Origin of the sequence: Gelidibacter algens (genome assembly GCF_001678675.1) — a bacterium.
Classification (GTDB): domain Bacteria; phylum Bacteroidota; class Bacteroidia; order Flavobacteriales; family Flavobacteriaceae; genus Gelidibacter; species Gelidibacter algens.
This window is the reverse complement of record NZ_LZRN01000059.1, coordinates 1-17,751: the sequence shown is the minus strand read 5'-3', so window position 1 is coordinate 17,751 and position 17,751 is coordinate 1. Positions and strand designations below refer to the sequence as shown.

Here is a 17,751-nt window from a genome sequence, read left to right as displayed (position 1 = left end):
ATACGAGTATTTTTTATATCTATAATCTCTTCGACTTAGCCTTTTAACCAAGCTTTTCGAAGTTCTTTTTGAGGCGTTGTGGCGTTTTCATCTTCCATCAAACTTTTACTCACCGTATAAGCTTGCTTGAGCTTGCCTTTAAAAATCATGGCCTCACCATCGCGCTCAATCTTAATTTCATAATCATCTTCAGGTTGCCATTGGTACATATTCCCAATAAGCGTTTGCGCATTTTGAAGCGTTAAAAGGGTACCTCCAACTTCTTTGATCACATCATTAGGAAGGATGCCTTCTTCAGTCCAAAAACTATTATTGGCCACACTTTCTGAAAAGAACAAGGTCATTTTTTCTTGGTCTCCTCCAAAAATAAATCCGTTCCCATCTTGAATAAAAGAGGTTTCAACTTTTTTATCGCCCAGAGTCAACCCTACTTTATTGAAAAACACGTTGTAATCAATTGGGGTTGTTCCTTCAACATGCATTTTTAGGAAATTTGCCACAGACGGATAGGTCATTGCAGAGATTTCGGCAATCAACTCATCATCATTAAAAGGTTTGTTCATCCCATAACGTCCTGAAAGTTCTTTCATTAAAGACAGCATACTGCGTTGTCCATTACTTTCTTCACGCATTAAAATATCAATGCACATTCCTATCAAAGCCCCTTTTGAATAGACGTTGATATAGTTATCAGCATAAGGAGCATTTAAAATATTTTCGCTCATCAAGGTAAAACTCATGCTATCATCAAAATAGGTAGCCGTCTTGATCTTATCCATTATTTGCGCGTAAAATTCATCATTGGTCATCAAACCTTCATGAATTTGGAAATGTTGCGCAAAATATTCGGTCACCCCTTCGTACATCCATAAATGCTTTGAAAAGGTTGGGTTGTTGTAATCAAAATAATGCACATCTTCTGAATGCACAGAAAGTGGCGTTACAATATGAAAAAACTCATGGGCGACAATGTCGATCATCGATTTTTCAAGAATATCAATGGGCATAGCCTCCTGCAATACCACCACGGTAGATGTATGGTGTTCCAATGCGCCAAATCCTTTTGGTGCCTCAGGAGTAGCATCAGCCAAATACAAGAATATATCATAGCGCGGGGTAGAATTAACATCACCTAAATACGCTTTTTGACCTTCCATCATTTTGTACATAGATGGTTTTAAATCTGCCGCAGTATGCACATAATTTGGAGAATATACACTTAACACCACTTTAATATCACCCACCATAAATTCTTCAATACTCAAATCGCCATACATCATTGGATTGTCTGTAATATCAAAATAGCGCGGCGCAAAATAACTATTTGTTACTGAACCATCAGCACTTGATTTGCTTGCCGTCGCCTGTAAAGCGGAAGTGTGTTTGAAAGTTGCAGGGGCAGTCACATCCAAAGTGTATTGATTGTTTTTTAAGTTATCAAAATAGCCGATAAATCCGTGCAGGTTCAAGACATAATTTTTTTCTTCAATATTGGTTCCTGCTGGAGAAAAAGGCATGTCTTTACCTATGCCACCAATTTCTTCCTGATCAAAAGTGTCATTGACATCATACACTATTTTATCAAGTTGCTTGGCATTGGTAATCACCCAGGTGTTTTCTTCAGGATGTGTAAATTGCAGAGGCTTTCCGTTATAATCCAGCGCTTTAAAATCTTCTATAAAGCGTCCAAAAGCGCTCACACTGTAAGTGCCTTGTACAACTTTTGGTAAATAATAGGTGACGGTTTCTTCAGTAAAGCGTCCTGGATCAATACTTACGGGAACTTTATCATTGCTAACCGTGGTTAGATTAATAGTGGTTGCAATTGGATTACTTACCGCTAAGTCGTTACTTGTGTTTTTTGAAGGTCCACAAGCTGTGAGAAGCACAGCCAAACCTAAGGATGTTAGAAAATGTTTCATTATTGTGTTTTAGTTTAAAATTTTAGGACAATTGATATGATAAAGACTTTTTATAAACTCTAGAAATAGTATCAGTATTTCTAAGGAAACAAAACTACAATGTCAGACCACTATTTTAGTGAAGTTTATGTTAAAAAAGCCCAAAATAGAAATCGTATTTTAGCCACATGCTTCAACCCTTAATAAGTATTTTAACGCCTTTCAAAAACAGTGAGCTGTTTTTAGAAGACTGTCTCAATTCCATAATTGACCAAACATATACCAATTGGGAATTACTGATTGTTGATGACCATTCCACTGATGAGAGTTATAATTTGGTAATCTCATTTGCACATAAAGACGCTCGGATTAAAGTGTCCAAAAATTCTGGGAACGGCATTATTGATGCTTTGAATTTAGGGTTTGAAAATAGCTCAGGCGATTTTATCACTCGGATGGATAGTGATGATGTGATGGCGCCCAACAAATTACAACTCATGGGCCATGACTTAATAACCCACGGAAAAGGGCATGTCGCTTTAGGCTTGGTGAACTATTTTTGTGAAGGAGAGCTTGGAGAAGGCTATCAAAATTATGAAAAGTGGCTCAACGCACTCACAAGATCAGGGACTAACTACACTGATCTATACAAGGAATGTGTCATCCCATCGCCATGTTGGATGGTACATCGCGACGATTTGATGGCGTGTGGTTCTTTTGAAAGCACTATCTATCCAGAAGATTATGATTTGGCATTTCGATTCTATAAACAGGGCTTAAAATGTATTCCTAGCCATGCTGTGCTTCATCACTGGCGAGACTACAGCACAAGAACCTCAAGAACTCATGAAAATTATGCTGCCAATCATTTCTTAAAATTGAAATTGGATTATTTTTTAAAGCTTGACAGAAACCCAGACCAACCGTTAGTGCTTTGGGGTGCTGGTTTTAAAGGAAAATTATGTGCTAAGCTATTGCAAAAGCATCACGTTCCGTTTATATGGATTTGCAATAATCCGAAAAAAATAGGTCAGCAGATCTACAAAATGGAGCTGCAACCTGTTTCCTCTTTAAGTGAATTAAACCAACCTCAAGTGATTGTAACTGTTGCCAATAAAACCTCTCAAAAAAGAATTACATCAGTTTTAGAAAATCAAGCGCTGGTTAAAGCCAAGGATTATTTCTTTTTTTGTTAGCAGCCTCAGTTTATTAGCGTTAAATTTCTCAAAATCATAAGGGGTTAATCCTCTTGTATTTTTATATTTGACACGCTCGTTCGACCTCTAAAAAATAAAAAAGGGATGCAGTTTAAAAATCCAGAAATTCTTTACGCTCTACTCCTGCTCATTATTCCTATTATTGTCCATTTGTTTCAATTGCGTCGGTTTGAAAAAGTAGCATTTACCAACGTGCAGCTCCTTAAAAGTATTACGATCCAAACCCGTAAAAGTTCGCAGATTAAAAAATGGCTGACTTTGTTGACCCGGATGCTGCTTTTGGCTTGTATTATCATTGCTTTTGCCCAACCTTATCAGGCCAATACCAATAGCTTCAATACCAAAAATGAAACGGTGATTTATCTAGATAACTCATTTAGCATGCAGGCGAAGGGTGCTAATGGAACATTATTGAATACTGCCGTTCAAGATTTGATTGAACATATGGATGAGAATGAAAGCATCAGCATATTCACCAATGACCTTAACTTTACCAACACCAGCATCAAAGCGGTTAGAAATGATTTGATCGGGCTCTCCTATTCCGCCAACCAACTAGATTATGACGCCATTTTTTTGAAAGGAAAAAAAGCATTTTCTAAAGACAAAGGCAGCATTAAGAACTTTGTGCTCATTTCTGATTTTCAGCAAAAAAAAGACCTTCTAACGCTAAAAAAAGATAGTCTTGTCAATTATAATTTGGTGCAACTAAACCCTACAAAAACAACAAACGTCAGCATTGATTCTTTATACATTTCCAAAACGAATGTGGAAACCTTAGAACTTACCGTTCGTTTGGGCAACCAAGGCGATCCTATTGAAACACTTCCGGTATCCCTTTTCGAGGATGATCAGTTAATGGCGAAAAGTGCGGTGAACATCGTCAATAATGCAGAAACCATATTTACAATTCCCAACAACAAAGCGTTTAATGGAACAATTACAATTGATGATGCCCATTTAAATTATGACAACACGTTTTACTTTAACCTGGACGAGAGCGAACAAATCAAAGTTCTGGCAATCAATGAAGCCGATGCTGATTTCTTAAAAAAACTTTATACAAATGACGAATTTGACTTGACCATGGTCAATTTTGACGAGCTCAATTACAATAGTCTGGTAAACCAGAACCTCATTATTCTTAATCAATTGAAAAGCATTCCCAATGCCCTGATCACTGCCTTAAATTCATTTTCAGAAGATGGTGGTAGCCTTTTAATCATTCCTTCAAACACATCTGATCTAGACTCTTATAACCAGTTATTTAATAATTATAGTTTACCGAATTATTCGTCTAAAATTTCCGCAGAGAAACGCATCACCAAAATCAATTTTTCACATCCGTTATTAAACAATGTGTTTGATAAGAGCGTTGATAATTTTCAATATCCAAAGGTGAACACGTATTACAACTTAGCGTCTCCAACTGGTGCGTCCATCTTAAGTTTTGAGGACAATTCAGCATTTCTATCCCAAGTTAATAATGCTTATGCATTTTCAGCGGCCTTGGATGAAGAGAACTCCAATTTTCAAAATTCACCGTTGATCGTTCCTGTGCTTTATAATATTGGCAAGCAAAGTTTAAAAGTGTCGCGCTTGTATTATGCTGTTGGCACAAAAAACACCATCGATATCACCACCACTTTACTCCAGGACGATATTTTAAAACTCGAACGCGCAGAGACCTCCATCGTACCTTTGCAACAAACCTTCAGCCACAAAGTGCAACTAACAACAGACGAATATCCCAATTCTGCAGGCATCTTTGATGTCAAAAACAAGGATGAGATAGTAAAACACCTCAGTTATAATTATAACAGAAATGAAAGTTTACTTACTTATATGAATCTTTCACAAACCTTAAATAGCAAAATAAACACCTCTGTAGCTACTGCCATTGATACTATAAAAAGTACTACAAATGTTAATGAGCTATGGAAATGGTTTGTTATTTTTGCGGTAGCTTTTTTAATTATTGAAATGCTCATCTTAAAATTTCTTAAATGAACGTACTCATAAAATCGGCTACCATAGTAGATCCTAGAAGCGATTTTCACAATGATACCTGCGATATCCTGATAGAAAAGGGCATCATCACCCAAATTTCCAAAAACATCAAAAACCCATCAAAAATAAAGGAGATTACTTTAGATAATCTCCATATTTCACAAGGATGGTTTGATAGCAGTGTGAGTTTTGGTGAACCTGGTTATGAAGAACGTGAAACCATTGCTAACGGACTTGAAACCGCTGCACGCTCAGGATTTACCGATGTTGCCGTAAACGCCAATACCAAACCAATAATTGACAGTTATGCTGATATTTCATTCTTAAAAGGAAAAGCGCAGGGCAATCCCGTTAATTTATTTCCTATTGGTGCGTTGACAAAAAACAGCGATGGTGAAGATCTTGCGGAGCTTTATGATATGACAAACGCTGGCGCCATTGCCTTTTATGATTATCAAAAACCAATCAGAAATCCTAATTTGATGAAACTGGCTTTGCAATACGCCAGTAATTTTGGCGGCTTGATCTTTTCATTTCCACAAGAATCTAGAATCTCAGGACTTGGGGTGATGAATGAAAATGTGATGAGCACCTCGTTGGGCCTAAAAGGAAATCCGACCTTGGCTGAAGAACTGCAGATTGTTCGTGATTTATTTCTGTTGGAATACACCGGAGGGAAACTCCATATCCCAACCATATCTTCTGCCAAATCAGTAGCACTGATCAGAGATGCAAAAGCTAAAAAACTCGATGTGAGCTGCAGTGTAGCCATTCATAATTTAGTGTTGACCGATGATGAATTAAAAACATTCAACACACGCTTCAAAGTTTTGCCTCCATTGCGGACACAATCAGACTGTGACGCACTGATTGAAGGCTTAAAGGATGGTACGATAGACATGGTGACCAGCGACCATAATCCTATAGATATTGAACACAAAAAAATAGAATTTGATTATGCCAAATATGGCAGCATAGGTCTGGAAACGGCTTTTGGTGCTCTAAATACAGTGTTCACCATAAAGAAAACCATCGATTTATTGACCAAGGGTAAAGAGCGTTTTAATATTGAATCTACGCCGATTGCAGTAGGTAAAAAAGCAAAACTCACCTTGTTCAATCCTACAGAAAATTACACCTTTACTAAGGAAATGATTCATGCAACATCAAAAAATGCCATTCTTGAAGACCAAAAACTAAAAGGAAAGGTGTATGGTATTATTTCAAACAATCAACTAGTTTTAAATTAATATGCAAGATCCAATTATAAAAGAGGGCAAAACATTAGCCATTGTAAGTTATTTCACGTTTATAGGTCTTATCATTGCCATCATCATGAATTTGGAAAAACGCAACCCATTTACGTTGTTCCATATCAGGCAAATGCTTGGTTTAATCATGATGCTCCTATTTTCAAATCTTGTAGAGCAATATATCAACAGCTTGTTAGGAACTGCTTTTTGGATTATTACCTTTGCATGTTGGCTATTTGGACTCTACTATGCCATTAAAGAAAAGTATCAGCCTATCCCTGTTATTGGCGAAAAATTTCAGGAATGGTTTAGAAATATAAATTAGATATGACAGAACTTTCATTACAATACGTTACAAGACCTTCAATATTAAAGGAAAATGCACCGCTGCTGATCATGTTTCATGGTTATGGCAGTGATGAAAATGATCTTTTCGGATTTGCTTCCGAATTGCCTGAAGAATTGTTTATTGTTTCTGCAAGAGCGCCCTACCCTATGCAGCCTTACGGGAACGCATGGTATGCCATTAATTTTGATGCGGAAATGAACAAATGGAATGATAACGAACAGGCAATTCAATCGAGAGATGTGATTGCCAAATTTATTGATGAAGTCAAGGCAGCATTCCCTGTAAATAAAAAAAATGTAACCCTATTAGGTTTTAGCCAAGGCACCATTTTATGTCATGCCGTGGCCCTTACCTATCCTGAGAAAGTGAGAAACGTAATCGCTTTGAGCGGTTATATCAGTCCAGACATGCTTCCTGATGATCTTGAAACCAAAGACTATTCACATTTGGCTTTTTATTGTTCACACGGTAGTGCAGATCAAGTTATATCGGTGGAATGGGCACGAAAAGTACCTCAGTTTTTAAATTCATTGTCCATAAAAAATACCTACAATGAATTTCCTACGGGCCATGGTGTAGCACCACAGAATTTTTATGAATTTAGAAGCTGGTTGAATAAAAGATTGGAAAAATAAGTTGGCTTTTGGTGGTAGATTGGCACACCCTAAATAATAAGATATCTAAACTATTAAAGTTCTTTTTTATACTTCATTAATTCCTTATTCAGATTGATTATGGAATCCTTAAGAATTTGTTCTCTTTCGATAAGCTTTGTCATTTTCTCTTGATACGTATCAAAGATGTTTTTTGAATTTGCATATTGAAACACAACCAATAGCATCGCAAACACGAACAGGTACATGAAGATTCTACCTTTCATAAGTTTTATATATTAATTTGTAGGTTATCATAAGCCAAAAACACATTTTTTGGGAGCTTCTTTTCAACTTCATCATGAAATCCGAGCATGTGGCTAATGTGGGTAAGGTAAGCACGTTCTGGCTTTATTATAGTGATAAGTGCTAAAGCTTCTTCCAAATTGAAATGTGAGATATGTTCTGTTTCTCTTAACGCATTCACAACAAGTACTTTCACGCCTTTCAATTTTTCAATCTCTTCATCTTTGATCGTTTTCATATCGGTCAAATAGGCAAAATCATTAAATCTGAAACCAAATACCTGTAACTTATAATGCATTCCGTTAATGGGTTCCACCGTTAAATTACCTATTTGAAACGGTTTGTTCTCAATTCTAATAGGCGTCACTCCGGGAGCACCAGCATATTTATTTTCAGTTTCAAAAATATAGGCAAACCTGTCTTTGAGCGCTTTTAACACTCGGTTATGGGCATATATAGGAATATCTCCCTGCTTAAAATAGAAAGGTCTGATATCATCCAGACCTGCAGTGTGATCAGCGTGTTCATGTGTAAAAATGACACCATCCAATCTGCTGCATTTGGTATTCAGCATCTGTTGCCTGAAATCAGGGCCACAATCTATAACGTAGGTATACCTCTCCCATTCTATCAACACTGAAACCCGTAGCCGCTTATCTTTGGGATTTTCACTCAAACATACCGGATGGGTGCTTCCTATTACTGGAATTCCTTGAGATGTACCGGTTCCTAAAAATGTAACTTTCAAAGGTGTTATGTTTGGAACAAAAGTAAGTTTATTTTTTCTTTTAAGATAGCAATTCTATACCTTTGTGGCTCATAAAACTCAATCTACAACATGGAGATCACCCTAAAAGGCGATAAAGAATTTGAAGACATTCCGTCGCTTAAAACCAAAGCGCTTCGTATTAATCTCAATGAGAATATTTACGGAACCTTTGCTGAAATTGGTGCAGGACAAGAAACTGTACGTCAGTTTTTTAGAGCTGGTGGTGGATCTGGTACGATTGCTAAGGCAATGTCAGCTTATGATAAGGACTTTAGTGATGCCATTTATGGCATTGAAGAAGATGGGCGTTATGTAACTGAAGCGCGTCTGCGCAAAATGTTGACCCATGAGATTAATTTGATTGAAGAACGTATTGCAAGGGATAAGCATCCAAATAAAATGTTCTTTTCTTATGCCAATACCGTCGCCACCATTGATTTTGCAAAGAAATACAAAGGCCACGGGTGGGTGGGCATCAAATATCAAATTGAGCCTGATGATTCTGCGTATAACGAAATTATTCTGCATTTACGATTTAGAGAAAATGATGCACGTTTGCAACAGGAAACCCTAGGTATATTGGGCACCAATCTTATTTATGGCGCCTATTACAAATACAATGAGCCTAAAAAATTATTGCGCTATTTGTATGATCATTTAGACAAAGACCAGATTGAAATTGATACCATCAACTTTTCAGGTCCCGTATTTGATAATGTTGACAACCGCTTGATGAGTTTACAATTGGTTAAAAACAATATGACTGATGCGGTCATGTTTGCAGCTGATGGGAATAACGTGCTTCCTGCAAAAATTCTTTACAAGAAGAATATTCTGGCCTTACGTGGTAGTTTCAGGCCCGTAACCAAAGTGAATATTGACATGTATGAGAAATCTTATGACATGTTTGTCAAAGAAAATAAGGTAGACCCTAATAATACTCAGGTCGTATTTGAAATTACACTTTCCAACTTAAGAGCAGAAGGTGAAATTGATGAACAAGATTTTATGGACAGGGCAAAATTGCTATGCTCTTTAGGACATACCGTTTTGATTTCCAACTTTCAGGAATACTATAAATTAGTGGAGTACTTCTCTCAATATTCTAAAAACAGAATGGGATTAGCCATGGGAGTCAATAATTTGGTAGATATTTTTGATGAGAAATATTACCGTCATTTAAGCGGAGGCATATTGGAAGCTTTCGGCAAGTTGTTCTTTAAAGATTTGCGCGTATACCTCTACCCAATGGTTAATGATGATGGTACGTTGACAGATAGCGAAAACTTAAAAGTACACCCGCGTATGAAAGAATTGTACAAATTCTTTAAATACAACGGAAAAGTGGTAGATATCACTGATTATGATCCTTCAATTTTAACAATTTTCTCTCGCACCGTCTTAAAGGCAATTGCCGATGGTGATGAAGGTTGGGAAGCCATGTTACCTCCTGGAGTAGCTAAAATCATAAAAGAAAAAGGTCTCTTCGGGTATGAAGCGGAGGAAGTTTTTAGGGAACAATAAACTACCTTGGGCAGAGCCCCAAGAGTTACTAAATCCAAAAATTTAAACTTTAAAATTCCAAAAAAGACAAAACGAGGCAGTGCCTAGGGATATAAAACCTCATAATAATAATAACAAGAAAGACCCTAGGATTTTAAGCTAAGGTCTTTTTTTATGCTGCTTTATCAAATTTTTATTCCAGAATCTGCTCTGTATGTATTTTGGCTTTTACGTTATCAATTACTTTTTCAATAGTGCCATTTTCATCAATTACAAAAGTCACACGGTGGATCCCATCAAATGTTCGTCCCATAAATTTCTTTTCGCCCCAAACGTCAAATGCTTTAATGACTTCTTTTTCCTCATCTGCCAATAAAGGAAATGGAAAATCATACTTTTCTTTAAAATTGGATTGTTTTTTCTGGCTATCGGCGCTAACACCCAACAATTCATACCCTTTATCTTTCAAATCTTTATAATGGTCCCTGAGGTTGCATGCTTCAGTGGTACACGTTGGGGTATTAGCCTTTGGATAGAAAAATACGACTAATTTTTTTCCTTTATAATCTGATAAAGACACTTTATTTCCCTGTTCATCCTTCGCTGAAAAATTTGGAGCCTTGTCTCCTGCTTTTAATTTGGTCATAACTGTTTTAAATTTGATATTTGTAAAAATACAACTTATGACCAAACAAGAAAAGGCGGATTTTGTTATAAATACGTTAAAGCAACTGTATCCAACAATCCCTGTGCCTTTAGACCATAAAGATCCTTATACACTTTTGATTGCGGTTTTAATGTCAGCCCAATGTACAGATGTGCGCGTCAATCAAATTACACCACTCCTATTTGCAAAAGCTGATAATCCATATGATATGATCAAGCTTTCTGTTGAAGAAATCAGGGAAATTATAAAACCTGTGGGTTTATCTCCCATGAAAAGTAAAGGTATTTATGGTTTGTCTCACATCTTGATCGACAAACATGACGGAGAGGTACCACAAACTTATGAGGATTTGGAAGCGCTCCCTGCTGTTGGCCATAAAACTGCGGCTGTAGTGATGTCTCAGGCCTTCGGGATTCCGGCTTTTCCTGTAGACACTCATATCCACAGATTGATGTACCGCTGGAACTTAACCAATGGTAAAAACGTGGTGCAGACAGAAAGAGACGCCAAAAGACTTTTTCCAGAAGACATCTGGAATGACTTGCACTTACAGATTATTTGGTATGGCAGGCAGTATTCTCCTGCCCGTGGCTGGGATTTGGAAAAGGATATTATTACCAAAACTATTGGTAGAGCCCGCGTGCTGGAAGATTATTATAAAAAGATGAAGTCAAAAATTTAAGAATAAGATTACCAACTTGTTGCGAATAAAAAAAGTCCCGAAGAGCTAATTCTCGGGACTTTTCAGATCTTAGTTTAAAAGTGCTTCAAACTTCCATTTATTACAATGTATAACACTTAAAGCCTTAGAATAATTCAAGAGAAAATTGACTGTTTCTTCTTTTGGGTTCAGGTTGTTGTTTTTTTGGGAACATTGAGAGTAAAGTTTTGCCATTATAGGAATTTTTGTTTGATTATATTCCTAATAACGCAGCAAATTTTGCTTTAGTATGTTTAATTGGTCAAAATGATATTTTTTTGATCTATAACTTTTCTCAAATTTATTAAGGCATAACGCATTCTGCCTAAAGCTGTATTGATGCTAACCCCCGTTTTATCAGAAATTTCCTTGAAACTCATATCATTGTACATCCGCATGACAAGGACGTCCTTTTGGTCTTCTGGAAGTTCTTGAATCAACCGTCGCAAATCAGACTCTATTTGCTCTTTGATCATGCCTTTTTCAGCATCTAATGAGGCATCGCTCAACACAGAAAAAATACTGAATTCCCCCGTATTGTCAAATTTGGGCATGCGGTTACTTTTTCTAAAGTGATCAATGACCAAGTTATGTGCAATACGCATGACCCAAGGTAAAAACTTACCTTCTTCATTATATTTTCCTAGTTTGAGCGTTCTGATCACCTTGATAAAGGCATCCTGAAAGATATCTTCAGTTATATCCCTATCATGAACTTTTGAGTAAATAAAACTGTAAATTTTTTGTTTGTGCCTTGTGATTAGGATAGAGAGCGCATTTTCTTCTCCTTTGAGATAATTGCTCACTAAAACAGCATCGGTGATAAGTTCGTGTTCCATATTAATTACTTTATTGGCTTGGAAGTGCTTCCTTGCTTGGGGTTAATTTTAATAAAGTAATATTATGATATAGGCAACTCTGTTTTAGATAATTGGGATCAAATATAACAACAATCATTTCTAAAATGCAAAGAAACACCTAAAACTTTAACAATTTATTGCACAATGACTTTATTTCGTGGCTGCACTAGATGTAGTATCTTTGCAACCTTATATGCAAAATGACTATGAACGTTAATCTTTCAGAAGTAAATCCTAAACAAAATATTATTATTAAAGGTGCCAACCTGCACAACCTCAAGAATATCGATGTGGTGATTCCGCGCAATAAATTGGTGGTTATTACAGGATTATCTGGTTCAGGAAAATCTAGTTTGGCATTTGACACTTTATATGCTGAAGGCCAAAGACGCTATGTTGAAAGCTTGTCTAGTTATGCGCGTCAGTTTTTAGGACGGCTCAATAAACCAAAAGTTGATTATATTAAAGGAATAGCACCAGCAATTGCCATAGAGCAAAAGGTGAATTCTACCAACCCACGTTCTACCGTTGGGACCTCCACAGAAATTTATGATTACTTAAAATTGCTTTTTGCCAGAATTGGAAAAACCTACTCCCCTATATCTGGAGATTTGGTAAAAAAACATACCACTGCAGATGTTCTGAATTTGGTGAAATCTTTTGCAGATGGTGAAAAGCTACTACTCCTCGCGCCTATTGTGTTAGAGGAAGGGCGTACCATGATTGATAAACTGAACGTACTGCAACAGCAAGGGTATGCGCGGATACAATACAAAAACGAAGTCTTACGTATTGAGGATGCCCTTGAAAAAGATTTCAAAAATGATTTGTTTTTGGTCGTTGACAGAATTGTTGTCAAACATGAAGATGATTTTTACAACCGGCTTGCTGATGCTATTGAAACATCGTTTTTTGAAGGCAAAGGGACGACTATTTTAGAGTCACTTTCTAACAACAAACAAACCGCCTTCAATAATAAATTTGAATTGGATGGCATGATCTTCTTGGAACCTAATGTGCATTTGTTCAGTTTTAACAATCCTTATGGCGCCTGTCCAAAATGTGAAGGTTATGGAGATGTTATTGGGATTGATGAAGATTTGGTGATACCAAATACAGCCTTATCCATTTATGAAAATGCTATTTTTCCTTGGCGCGGTGAGAGCATGAGTTGGTACAGAGATCAATTGGTAAATAATTCACATAAATTTAATTTCCCTATCCATAAGCCCTATTTTCAATTAACAGAGGCACAAAAAGAATTGGTTTGGGAAGGCAATACCTATTTTGAAGGTTTGAACCATTTCTTTTCAGAATTGGAATCAAAAGCTTACAAAATTCAAAACCGTGTGATGCTCTCGCGTTACAGAGGAAAAACCAAATGCAGTAAATGCCATGGGAAGCGCTTACGGGCTGAAGCTAACTACATCAAGGTTGGAGGCGTGACTATAACAGATTTGGTGACGTTGCCTTTAGATAAACTCATGGTGTTTTTTAAACAGCTGGAGCTTAGTGATCATGACACCACCATAGCAAACAGACTTTTAAAGGAAATCACTAATAGACTGGCATTTTTGTCAAATGTTGGCCTCGATTATTTGACGCTCAACAGAAAGTCGAACACCTTATCTGGTGGTGAAAGTCAGCGCATCAATTTAGCAACCTCATTGGGCAGTAGCTTGGTTGGCTCCATGTATATTTTAGATGAACCGAGTATTGGACTGCATCCAAAAGATACCGAAAAACTTATTGTGGTACTTAAAGCGTTGCGTGATTTAGGAAACACAGTCATTGTTGTAGAACATGATGAAGATATTATGCAGGCGGCTGATGAAATCATTGACATTGGTCCGGAAGCTGGTACCCTAGGTGGTGAAGTTGTAGCCGCAGGTACGTATGAAGATATATTGAAATCTGAATCTTTAACAGCGCAATATCTCAATGGGAAACTTGAAATTGAAGTCCCCAAAAAACGCCGGACTTCAAAATATCATATCGATATTATTGGTGCAAGAGAGCATAATTTACAAAATGTTGACGTTACGATTCCTTTAGAAATGTTAACTGTTATCACTGGTGTTTCTGGAAGTGGTAAAAGCACATTGGTTAAAAAGATCCTTTTTCCGGCCATTCAAAAAGAATTGACAGGTTTTGGCGACAAGCCAGGACAGTTTTCTGAGTTAAAAGGCAATTACAAGAATATCAAGCATATTGAATTTGTTGATCAAAATCCTATCGGACGCTCTTCGCGCTCCAATCCCGTCACCTATGTGAAGGCCTATGATGATATTAGAGCGCTTTATGCGAATCAGAAGTTGAGCAAAATCAGAAATTATCAAGCCAAGCACTTTAGTTTTAATGTAGAAGGTGGTCGTTGTGAAACCTGCAAAGGCGATGGTGAAGTGACCATTGAAATGCAGTTTATGGCTGATGTACATCTAACCTGTGAAACCTGCAACGGCAAACGTTTCAAGAAAGAAGTATTGGAAGTCACTTTTGAGGATAAAAATATTGATGATATACTCAATATGACCATTGATGATGCCATTGCGTTCTTTGAAGCACACCACCAATCAAAAATACAGAGTAAGCTGCAACCTTTACAGGACGTGGGATTGGGTTATGTGACCTTAGGTCAAAGTTCTTCGACACTTTCTGGTGGAGAGGCACAACGTATAAAATTGGCCACGTTTTTAGGAAAAGGCTCTAAGAGCGACAACGCGCTGTTTATCTTTGATGAACCTACCACCGGACTACACTTTCATGACATCAAGAAACTTTTAAAATCTTTTCAGGCATTAATCGCACAAGGACATTCCATTATTGTTATTGAACATAACCTTGATTTGATAAAGTGCGCAGATTATATCATTGATTTAGGTCCGGAAGGTGGCGAAAGAGGCGGAAAAGTGGTTGCGGCAGGTACCCCTGAAGAATTGGTAAAGAATAAAAATTCAGTGACGGGGGGCTATTTGAAAGAGAAGATTTAGTTTCAGTCTTCAGTCTACAGTCTTCAGTCGGCAGTTTTCATTTGGCAGCTTTCCTGCCTTGTTTAAAACAAGAGGCTGTTGTGCAGCAGCTTTCAGCAGGGCTGAGTCCATCTCTGGGAGTTTAAAAATACATAATTAACAATGCTTTGCGACTCGGCGTCTTTGCGTGAACATATAGTCTTCAAACTCCGTGCTTCATTTTCCAAGCTTATTGCCTTCTCAATAAAACAAAAATGCCATCAACCCCATAATCACTGCGGCAAAAGGAATTACAAATGACAGAAATAGAAAACTGACCACGTTACTTTTGATAAAAGTCAGAATATATCCCTGTCCATAAAAACGCTTCATACCCAGAAACAAATAGAAAAAGGTGGAAAGCATGATCAAAAATATGATTCCTCCTGGAAAATTTGGCCATATTAAATCGACTATTACCAACATGCTGAACACCATAAACAAAAAGGCGAAGAAGTAAAAGCTAAAAACCAAATGGTGGGCAAACCTTCCCTTTCTATAATAAAACACTTTTAAAATTAGCGCAAAAATTGGCAAAAGAATAAACATTGCCAACGGCACACTATCATAAAATGCTTGTAGAATGGAGCCACCACTTTTATTCTTAAAGAATTTTAAAGCCTGGTGATAGGCGCGTTTTGTAAAAAATCCAGCATCAGGTTTCATTCCCATAAAATTGTAAATCTCCTGATCTGAATTTCCTGCGGTAATCATAGAATCTACCTCTGCTTGACCAAAATCCATGTCGAACAAAGAACTGGAATATTTTCTATCTTTAGTGATAACAGAATCTAGCGTTTGCATTTCTTCTTGGTTGAGATCCAAATCAGCGAGATGAGACTTTACAGTTTTGGAAAACTCCTGATGAGCAATAGAATCTTGCTTTTTTTGTTTTAATGAATCCTGATACGCATGGCTTCGCTCAATATTTTTCCTCAAATCGTTATCAATGGTTTCTGCTTGTTCGCGACTAATAAATGAAAACAAAAAGAAAAAGACAATTGATATAAACAGATACATCTGTGCAGGGTGCAAATACAACAATCGCCTGCCTTCCACAAACTGTTTTGCCAGATATCCTGGCTTGAACATTAAGGGAATGAAACTCTTGAAGAATCGGGCATCAACAGAAAAATAGTTACTCAGGGTATTATTGAAGAGAACGCTCAGGGTTAACTGATCATCTGCTTTTTGTCCACAGTAGGGACAATAGGAATAATGGCTCTCAAATTGTTGCAAACAGTTTTTGCACTCCTTTAAAGATCTCGGCATATGTTAATTTGGTTGGAGCCCTAAATGTAGTAAAAATTGTTTTTGATTGAAACAATTAGATTTTGAATTGACAGTTGTCCGTAACCCATTCAGCTATCGGTCCGCAGACACTAGCTGAGAACCAATAAAAATAATCAAAATTGATTTTTGATAAATGGAATTATGCCTTAATGCCTGAAGTTAAAACGTCATCTTCTAATTTTTTTTCCGAAAGGCTGAGGACTATTTTCGTCGATAGCATTAAGGTGTTCCAAGGCCATCTCTTTCCGTATCTGTTTTACCGTTTTTGTACTGCCGTCATGACTCCATCCTGGAGGTCCAAAAACATACATGAATTTGTGCTTAAGATTTTTGGATTTCTTCATGTCACGCCAAATATCAGAATATTCGTGCGTCAAAATCACCCATAAATTATAGGAAGCTGGTGGTTTGGTAACGCCATAAGAAATATCAATACTTTCATCCAAAGGTTTCCATGTACCAAAAATTCTGTCAAAAACATTCAAGAATCCGCCATGGTTTTTATCCATATATTCAATATTACAGGCATGGTGCACTTGATGCATGGTGTGTGTGTTCAATATTTTCTCCACAAAACCAAGTTTAGGGATAAACACAGTGTGCAACTGAAATTGCCAAAGTGCTTCAATTCCTAAACATACCACCAACATCTCTGGTGGAAAACCTATCACAACAATCCAAACATAAAATAAAGGCTTATAAAAAATAGTAAACCAACCATTTCTAACCGCGGTACCGAGGTTGAAATTGCTAGATGAATGATGTACAATATGCGCTGCCCAAAAGAACCTTACCATGTGATTTTGACGGTGGAACCAGTAATATGAGAAATCATCAGCTAGCATACATAAAATCCAAATGTACCAAGCATATCCAAAGGATTCATACCCCATAATATTAGTACGCACACCATCAACCATTGGGTTGAAAAAATCATAAACAAAACTAAACAAAAGAATGATCGTTATTGTTTTAACAAGCGGGGCTACAACTGCAGAGCCTAAACCCATGCCAACACTTGAGAACAGGTCGCGCCAGTTGTAAAGATCTTTATGATCATGCGTTTTACTATAGGTGAGTTCTAATAAAATCAAACCTAAAAAGCAAGGGACCCCGTAAATAAGGGGATTTGTAAAATCCATAAATATTTTTAAAAAGCCTAAAATTAGACGTTATTATTGAATCTCGCAAGATAGGCAATAAATTTTAGCTTAAATAAAAGGCATCTGTTAATTAAAAAAATCATTTTGTGCATCCTTACATTTACTATCGGTTACTTTCTGTATTTTTTTTGTTAGCAATTCAATTTTTGTTTCCAATTG

Annotated in this window: 15 protein-coding genes; 8 read left to right on the top strand and 7 right to left on the bottom strand. The window is 36.9% G+C overall.

Annotation, left to right across the window (positions count from 1 at the left end):
- Positions 1 to 35 precede the first annotated feature (35 nt).
- Positions 36 to 1,922, bottom strand: coding sequence for a M61 family metallopeptidase (locus A9996_RS17685; RefSeq protein WP_066438383.1), 1,887 nt, complete (start codon positions 1,920 to 1,922; stop codon positions 36 to 38).
- A gap of 167 nt (positions 1,923 to 2,089) precedes the next feature.
- Between A9996_RS17685 and A9996_RS17680 the strand changes: the two genes are divergently transcribed.
- The 5 genes from A9996_RS17680 to A9996_RS17660 all read left to right on the top strand — a co-directional run bounded on the left by A9996_RS17680 (position 2,090) and on the right by A9996_RS17660 (position 7,365).
- Positions 2,090 to 3,097, top strand: coding sequence for a glycosyltransferase family 2 protein (locus tag A9996_RS17680; RefSeq protein WP_066438373.1), 1,008 nt, complete (start codon positions 2,090 to 2,092; stop codon positions 3,095 to 3,097).
- Between the two features lie 105 nt (positions 3,098 to 3,202).
- A complete protein-coding gene (locus A9996_RS17675; RefSeq protein ID WP_066438365.1) occupies positions 3,203 to 5,128 on the top strand; it encodes a BatA domain-containing protein in 1,926 nt (641 codons plus the stop codon).
- Positions 5,125 to 6,378, top strand: a complete 1,254-nt coding sequence (locus A9996_RS17670) for a dihydroorotase (RefSeq protein WP_066438362.1) — start codon at positions 5,125 to 5,127, stop codon at positions 6,376 to 6,378. Before A9996_RS17675 ends, A9996_RS17670 begins: the two co-directional genes overlap by 4 nt.
- A 1-nt stretch (position 6,379) precedes the next feature.
- Complete coding sequence (locus A9996_RS17665; protein WP_066438352.1) at positions 6,380 to 6,706, top strand: DUF4870 domain-containing protein; 327 nt, start codon at positions 6,380 to 6,382, stop codon at positions 6,704 to 6,706.
- Between the two features lie 2 nt (positions 6,707 to 6,708).
- A complete protein-coding gene (locus tag A9996_RS17660) occupies positions 6,709 to 7,365 on the top strand; it encodes an alpha/beta hydrolase (protein ID WP_066438350.1) in 657 nt (218 codons plus the stop codon).
- Positions 7,366 to 7,418: 53 nt separating this feature from the next.
- Here A9996_RS17660 and A9996_RS17655 read toward each other — a convergent pair whose 3' ends face one another.
- Together A9996_RS17655 and A9996_RS17650 are read right to left on the bottom strand one after the other, a co-directional pair.
- Positions 7,419 to 7,610, bottom strand: a complete 192-nt coding sequence (locus tag A9996_RS17655) for a hypothetical protein (RefSeq protein WP_066438347.1) — start codon at positions 7,608 to 7,610, stop codon at positions 7,419 to 7,421.
- Between the two features lie 5 nt (positions 7,611 to 7,615).
- The gene (locus A9996_RS17650) at positions 7,616 to 8,377 is read right to left on the bottom strand and encodes an MBL fold metallo-hydrolase (RefSeq protein ID WP_066438343.1); all 762 of its coding nucleotides are present in this window, start codon (positions 8,375 to 8,377) and stop codon (positions 7,616 to 7,618) included.
- 90 nt (positions 8,378 to 8,467) lie between these two features.
- Between A9996_RS17650 and A9996_RS17645 the strand changes: the two genes are divergently transcribed.
- A complete protein-coding gene (locus tag A9996_RS17645) occupies positions 8,468 to 9,922 on the top strand; it encodes a nicotinate-nucleotide adenylyltransferase (RefSeq protein ID WP_066438341.1) in 1,455 nt (484 codons plus the stop codon).
- 172 nt (positions 9,923 to 10,094) lie between these two features.
- Here A9996_RS17645 and bcp read toward each other — a convergent pair whose 3' ends face one another.
- Positions 10,095 to 10,547 (bottom strand): thioredoxin-dependent thiol peroxidase, encoded by a 453-nt coding sequence (gene bcp / locus A9996_RS17640; protein WP_066438339.1) that lies wholly within the window; start codon positions 10,545 to 10,547, stop codon positions 10,095 to 10,097.
- Positions 10,548 to 10,584: 37 nt separating this feature from the next.
- Between bcp and A9996_RS17635 the strand changes: the two genes are divergently transcribed.
- Positions 10,585 to 11,250, top strand: a complete 666-nt coding sequence (locus A9996_RS17635; RefSeq protein WP_066438334.1) for an endonuclease III domain-containing protein — start codon at positions 10,585 to 10,587, stop codon at positions 11,248 to 11,250.
- A 272-nt stretch (positions 11,251 to 11,522) separates the two neighbouring features.
- Here A9996_RS17635 and A9996_RS17630 read toward each other — a convergent pair whose 3' ends face one another.
- Positions 11,523 to 12,107, bottom strand: coding sequence for an RNA polymerase sigma factor (locus tag A9996_RS17630; protein WP_066438331.1), 585 nt, complete (start codon positions 12,105 to 12,107; stop codon positions 11,523 to 11,525).
- A 227-nt stretch (positions 12,108 to 12,334) separates the two neighbouring features.
- Here A9996_RS17630 and uvrA point away from each other — a divergent pair, with 227 nt between their 5' ends.
- Positions 12,335 to 15,118, top strand: a complete 2,784-nt coding sequence (gene uvrA / locus A9996_RS17625) for an excinuclease ABC subunit UvrA (RefSeq protein ID WP_066438330.1) — start codon at positions 12,335 to 12,337, stop codon at positions 15,116 to 15,118.
- Positions 15,119 to 15,337: 219 nt separating this feature from the next.
- Here uvrA and A9996_RS17620 read toward each other — a convergent pair whose 3' ends face one another.
- Together A9996_RS17620 and A9996_RS17615 are read right to left on the bottom strand one after the other, a co-directional pair.
- Positions 15,338 to 16,408, bottom strand: coding sequence for a DUF3667 domain-containing protein (locus tag A9996_RS17620; protein WP_066438325.1), 1,071 nt, complete (start codon positions 16,406 to 16,408; stop codon positions 15,338 to 15,340).
- Between the two features lie 188 nt (positions 16,409 to 16,596).
- Positions 16,597 to 17,571, bottom strand: a complete 975-nt coding sequence (locus A9996_RS17615) for a sterol desaturase family protein (protein WP_066438322.1) — start codon at positions 17,569 to 17,571, stop codon at positions 16,597 to 16,599.
- Positions 17,572 to 17,751 lie beyond the last annotated feature (180 nt).

Excerpts from the sequence above, each read along its gene's own strand:
- A9996_RS17630 (WP_066438331.1), bottom strand. The coding sequence starts at position 12,107 with ATGGAACACGAACTTATCACCGATGCTGTTTTAGTGAGCAATTATCTC.
- A9996_RS17635 (WP_066438334.1), top strand. The coding sequence starts at position 10,585 with ATGACCAAACAAGAAAAGGCGGATTTTGTTATAAATACGTTAAAGCAA.
- A9996_RS17620 (WP_066438325.1), bottom strand. The coding sequence starts at position 16,408 with ATGCCGAGATCTTTAAAGGAGTGCAAAAACTGTTTGCAACAATTTGAG.
- A9996_RS17655 (WP_066438347.1), bottom strand. The coding sequence starts at position 7,610 with ATGAAAGGTAGAATCTTCATGTACCTGTTCGTGTTTGCGATGCTATTG.
- A9996_RS17670 (WP_066438362.1), top strand. The coding sequence starts at position 5,125 with ATGAACGTACTCATAAAATCGGCTACCATAGTAGATCCTAGAAGCGAT.
- uvrA (WP_066438330.1), top strand. The coding sequence starts at position 12,335 with ATGAACGTTAATCTTTCAGAAGTAAATCCTAAACAAAATATTATTATT.
- A9996_RS17645 (WP_066438341.1), top strand. The coding sequence starts at position 8,468 with ATGGAGATCACCCTAAAAGGCGATAAAGAATTTGAAGACATTCCGTCG.
- A9996_RS17660 (WP_066438350.1), top strand. The coding sequence starts at position 6,709 with ATGACAGAACTTTCATTACAATACGTTACAAGACCTTCAATATTAAAG.
- A9996_RS17665 (WP_066438352.1), top strand. The coding sequence starts at position 6,380 with ATGCAAGATCCAATTATAAAAGAGGGCAAAACATTAGCCATTGTAAGT.
- A9996_RS17685 (WP_066438383.1), bottom strand. The coding sequence starts at position 1,922 with ATGAAACATTTTCTAACATCCTTAGGTTTGGCTGTGCTTCTCACAGCT.
- A9996_RS17680 (WP_066438373.1), top strand. The coding sequence starts at position 2,090 with ATGCTTCAACCCTTAATAAGTATTTTAACGCCTTTCAAAAACAGTGAG.
- A9996_RS17675 (WP_066438365.1), top strand. The coding sequence starts at position 3,203 with ATGCAGTTTAAAAATCCAGAAATTCTTTACGCTCTACTCCTGCTCATT.
- A9996_RS17615 (WP_066438322.1), bottom strand. The coding sequence starts at position 17,571 with ATGGATTTTACAAATCCCCTTATTTACGGGGTCCCTTGCTTTTTAGGT.
- bcp (WP_066438339.1), bottom strand. The coding sequence starts at position 10,547 with ATGACCAAATTAAAAGCAGGAGACAAGGCTCCAAATTTTTCAGCGAAG.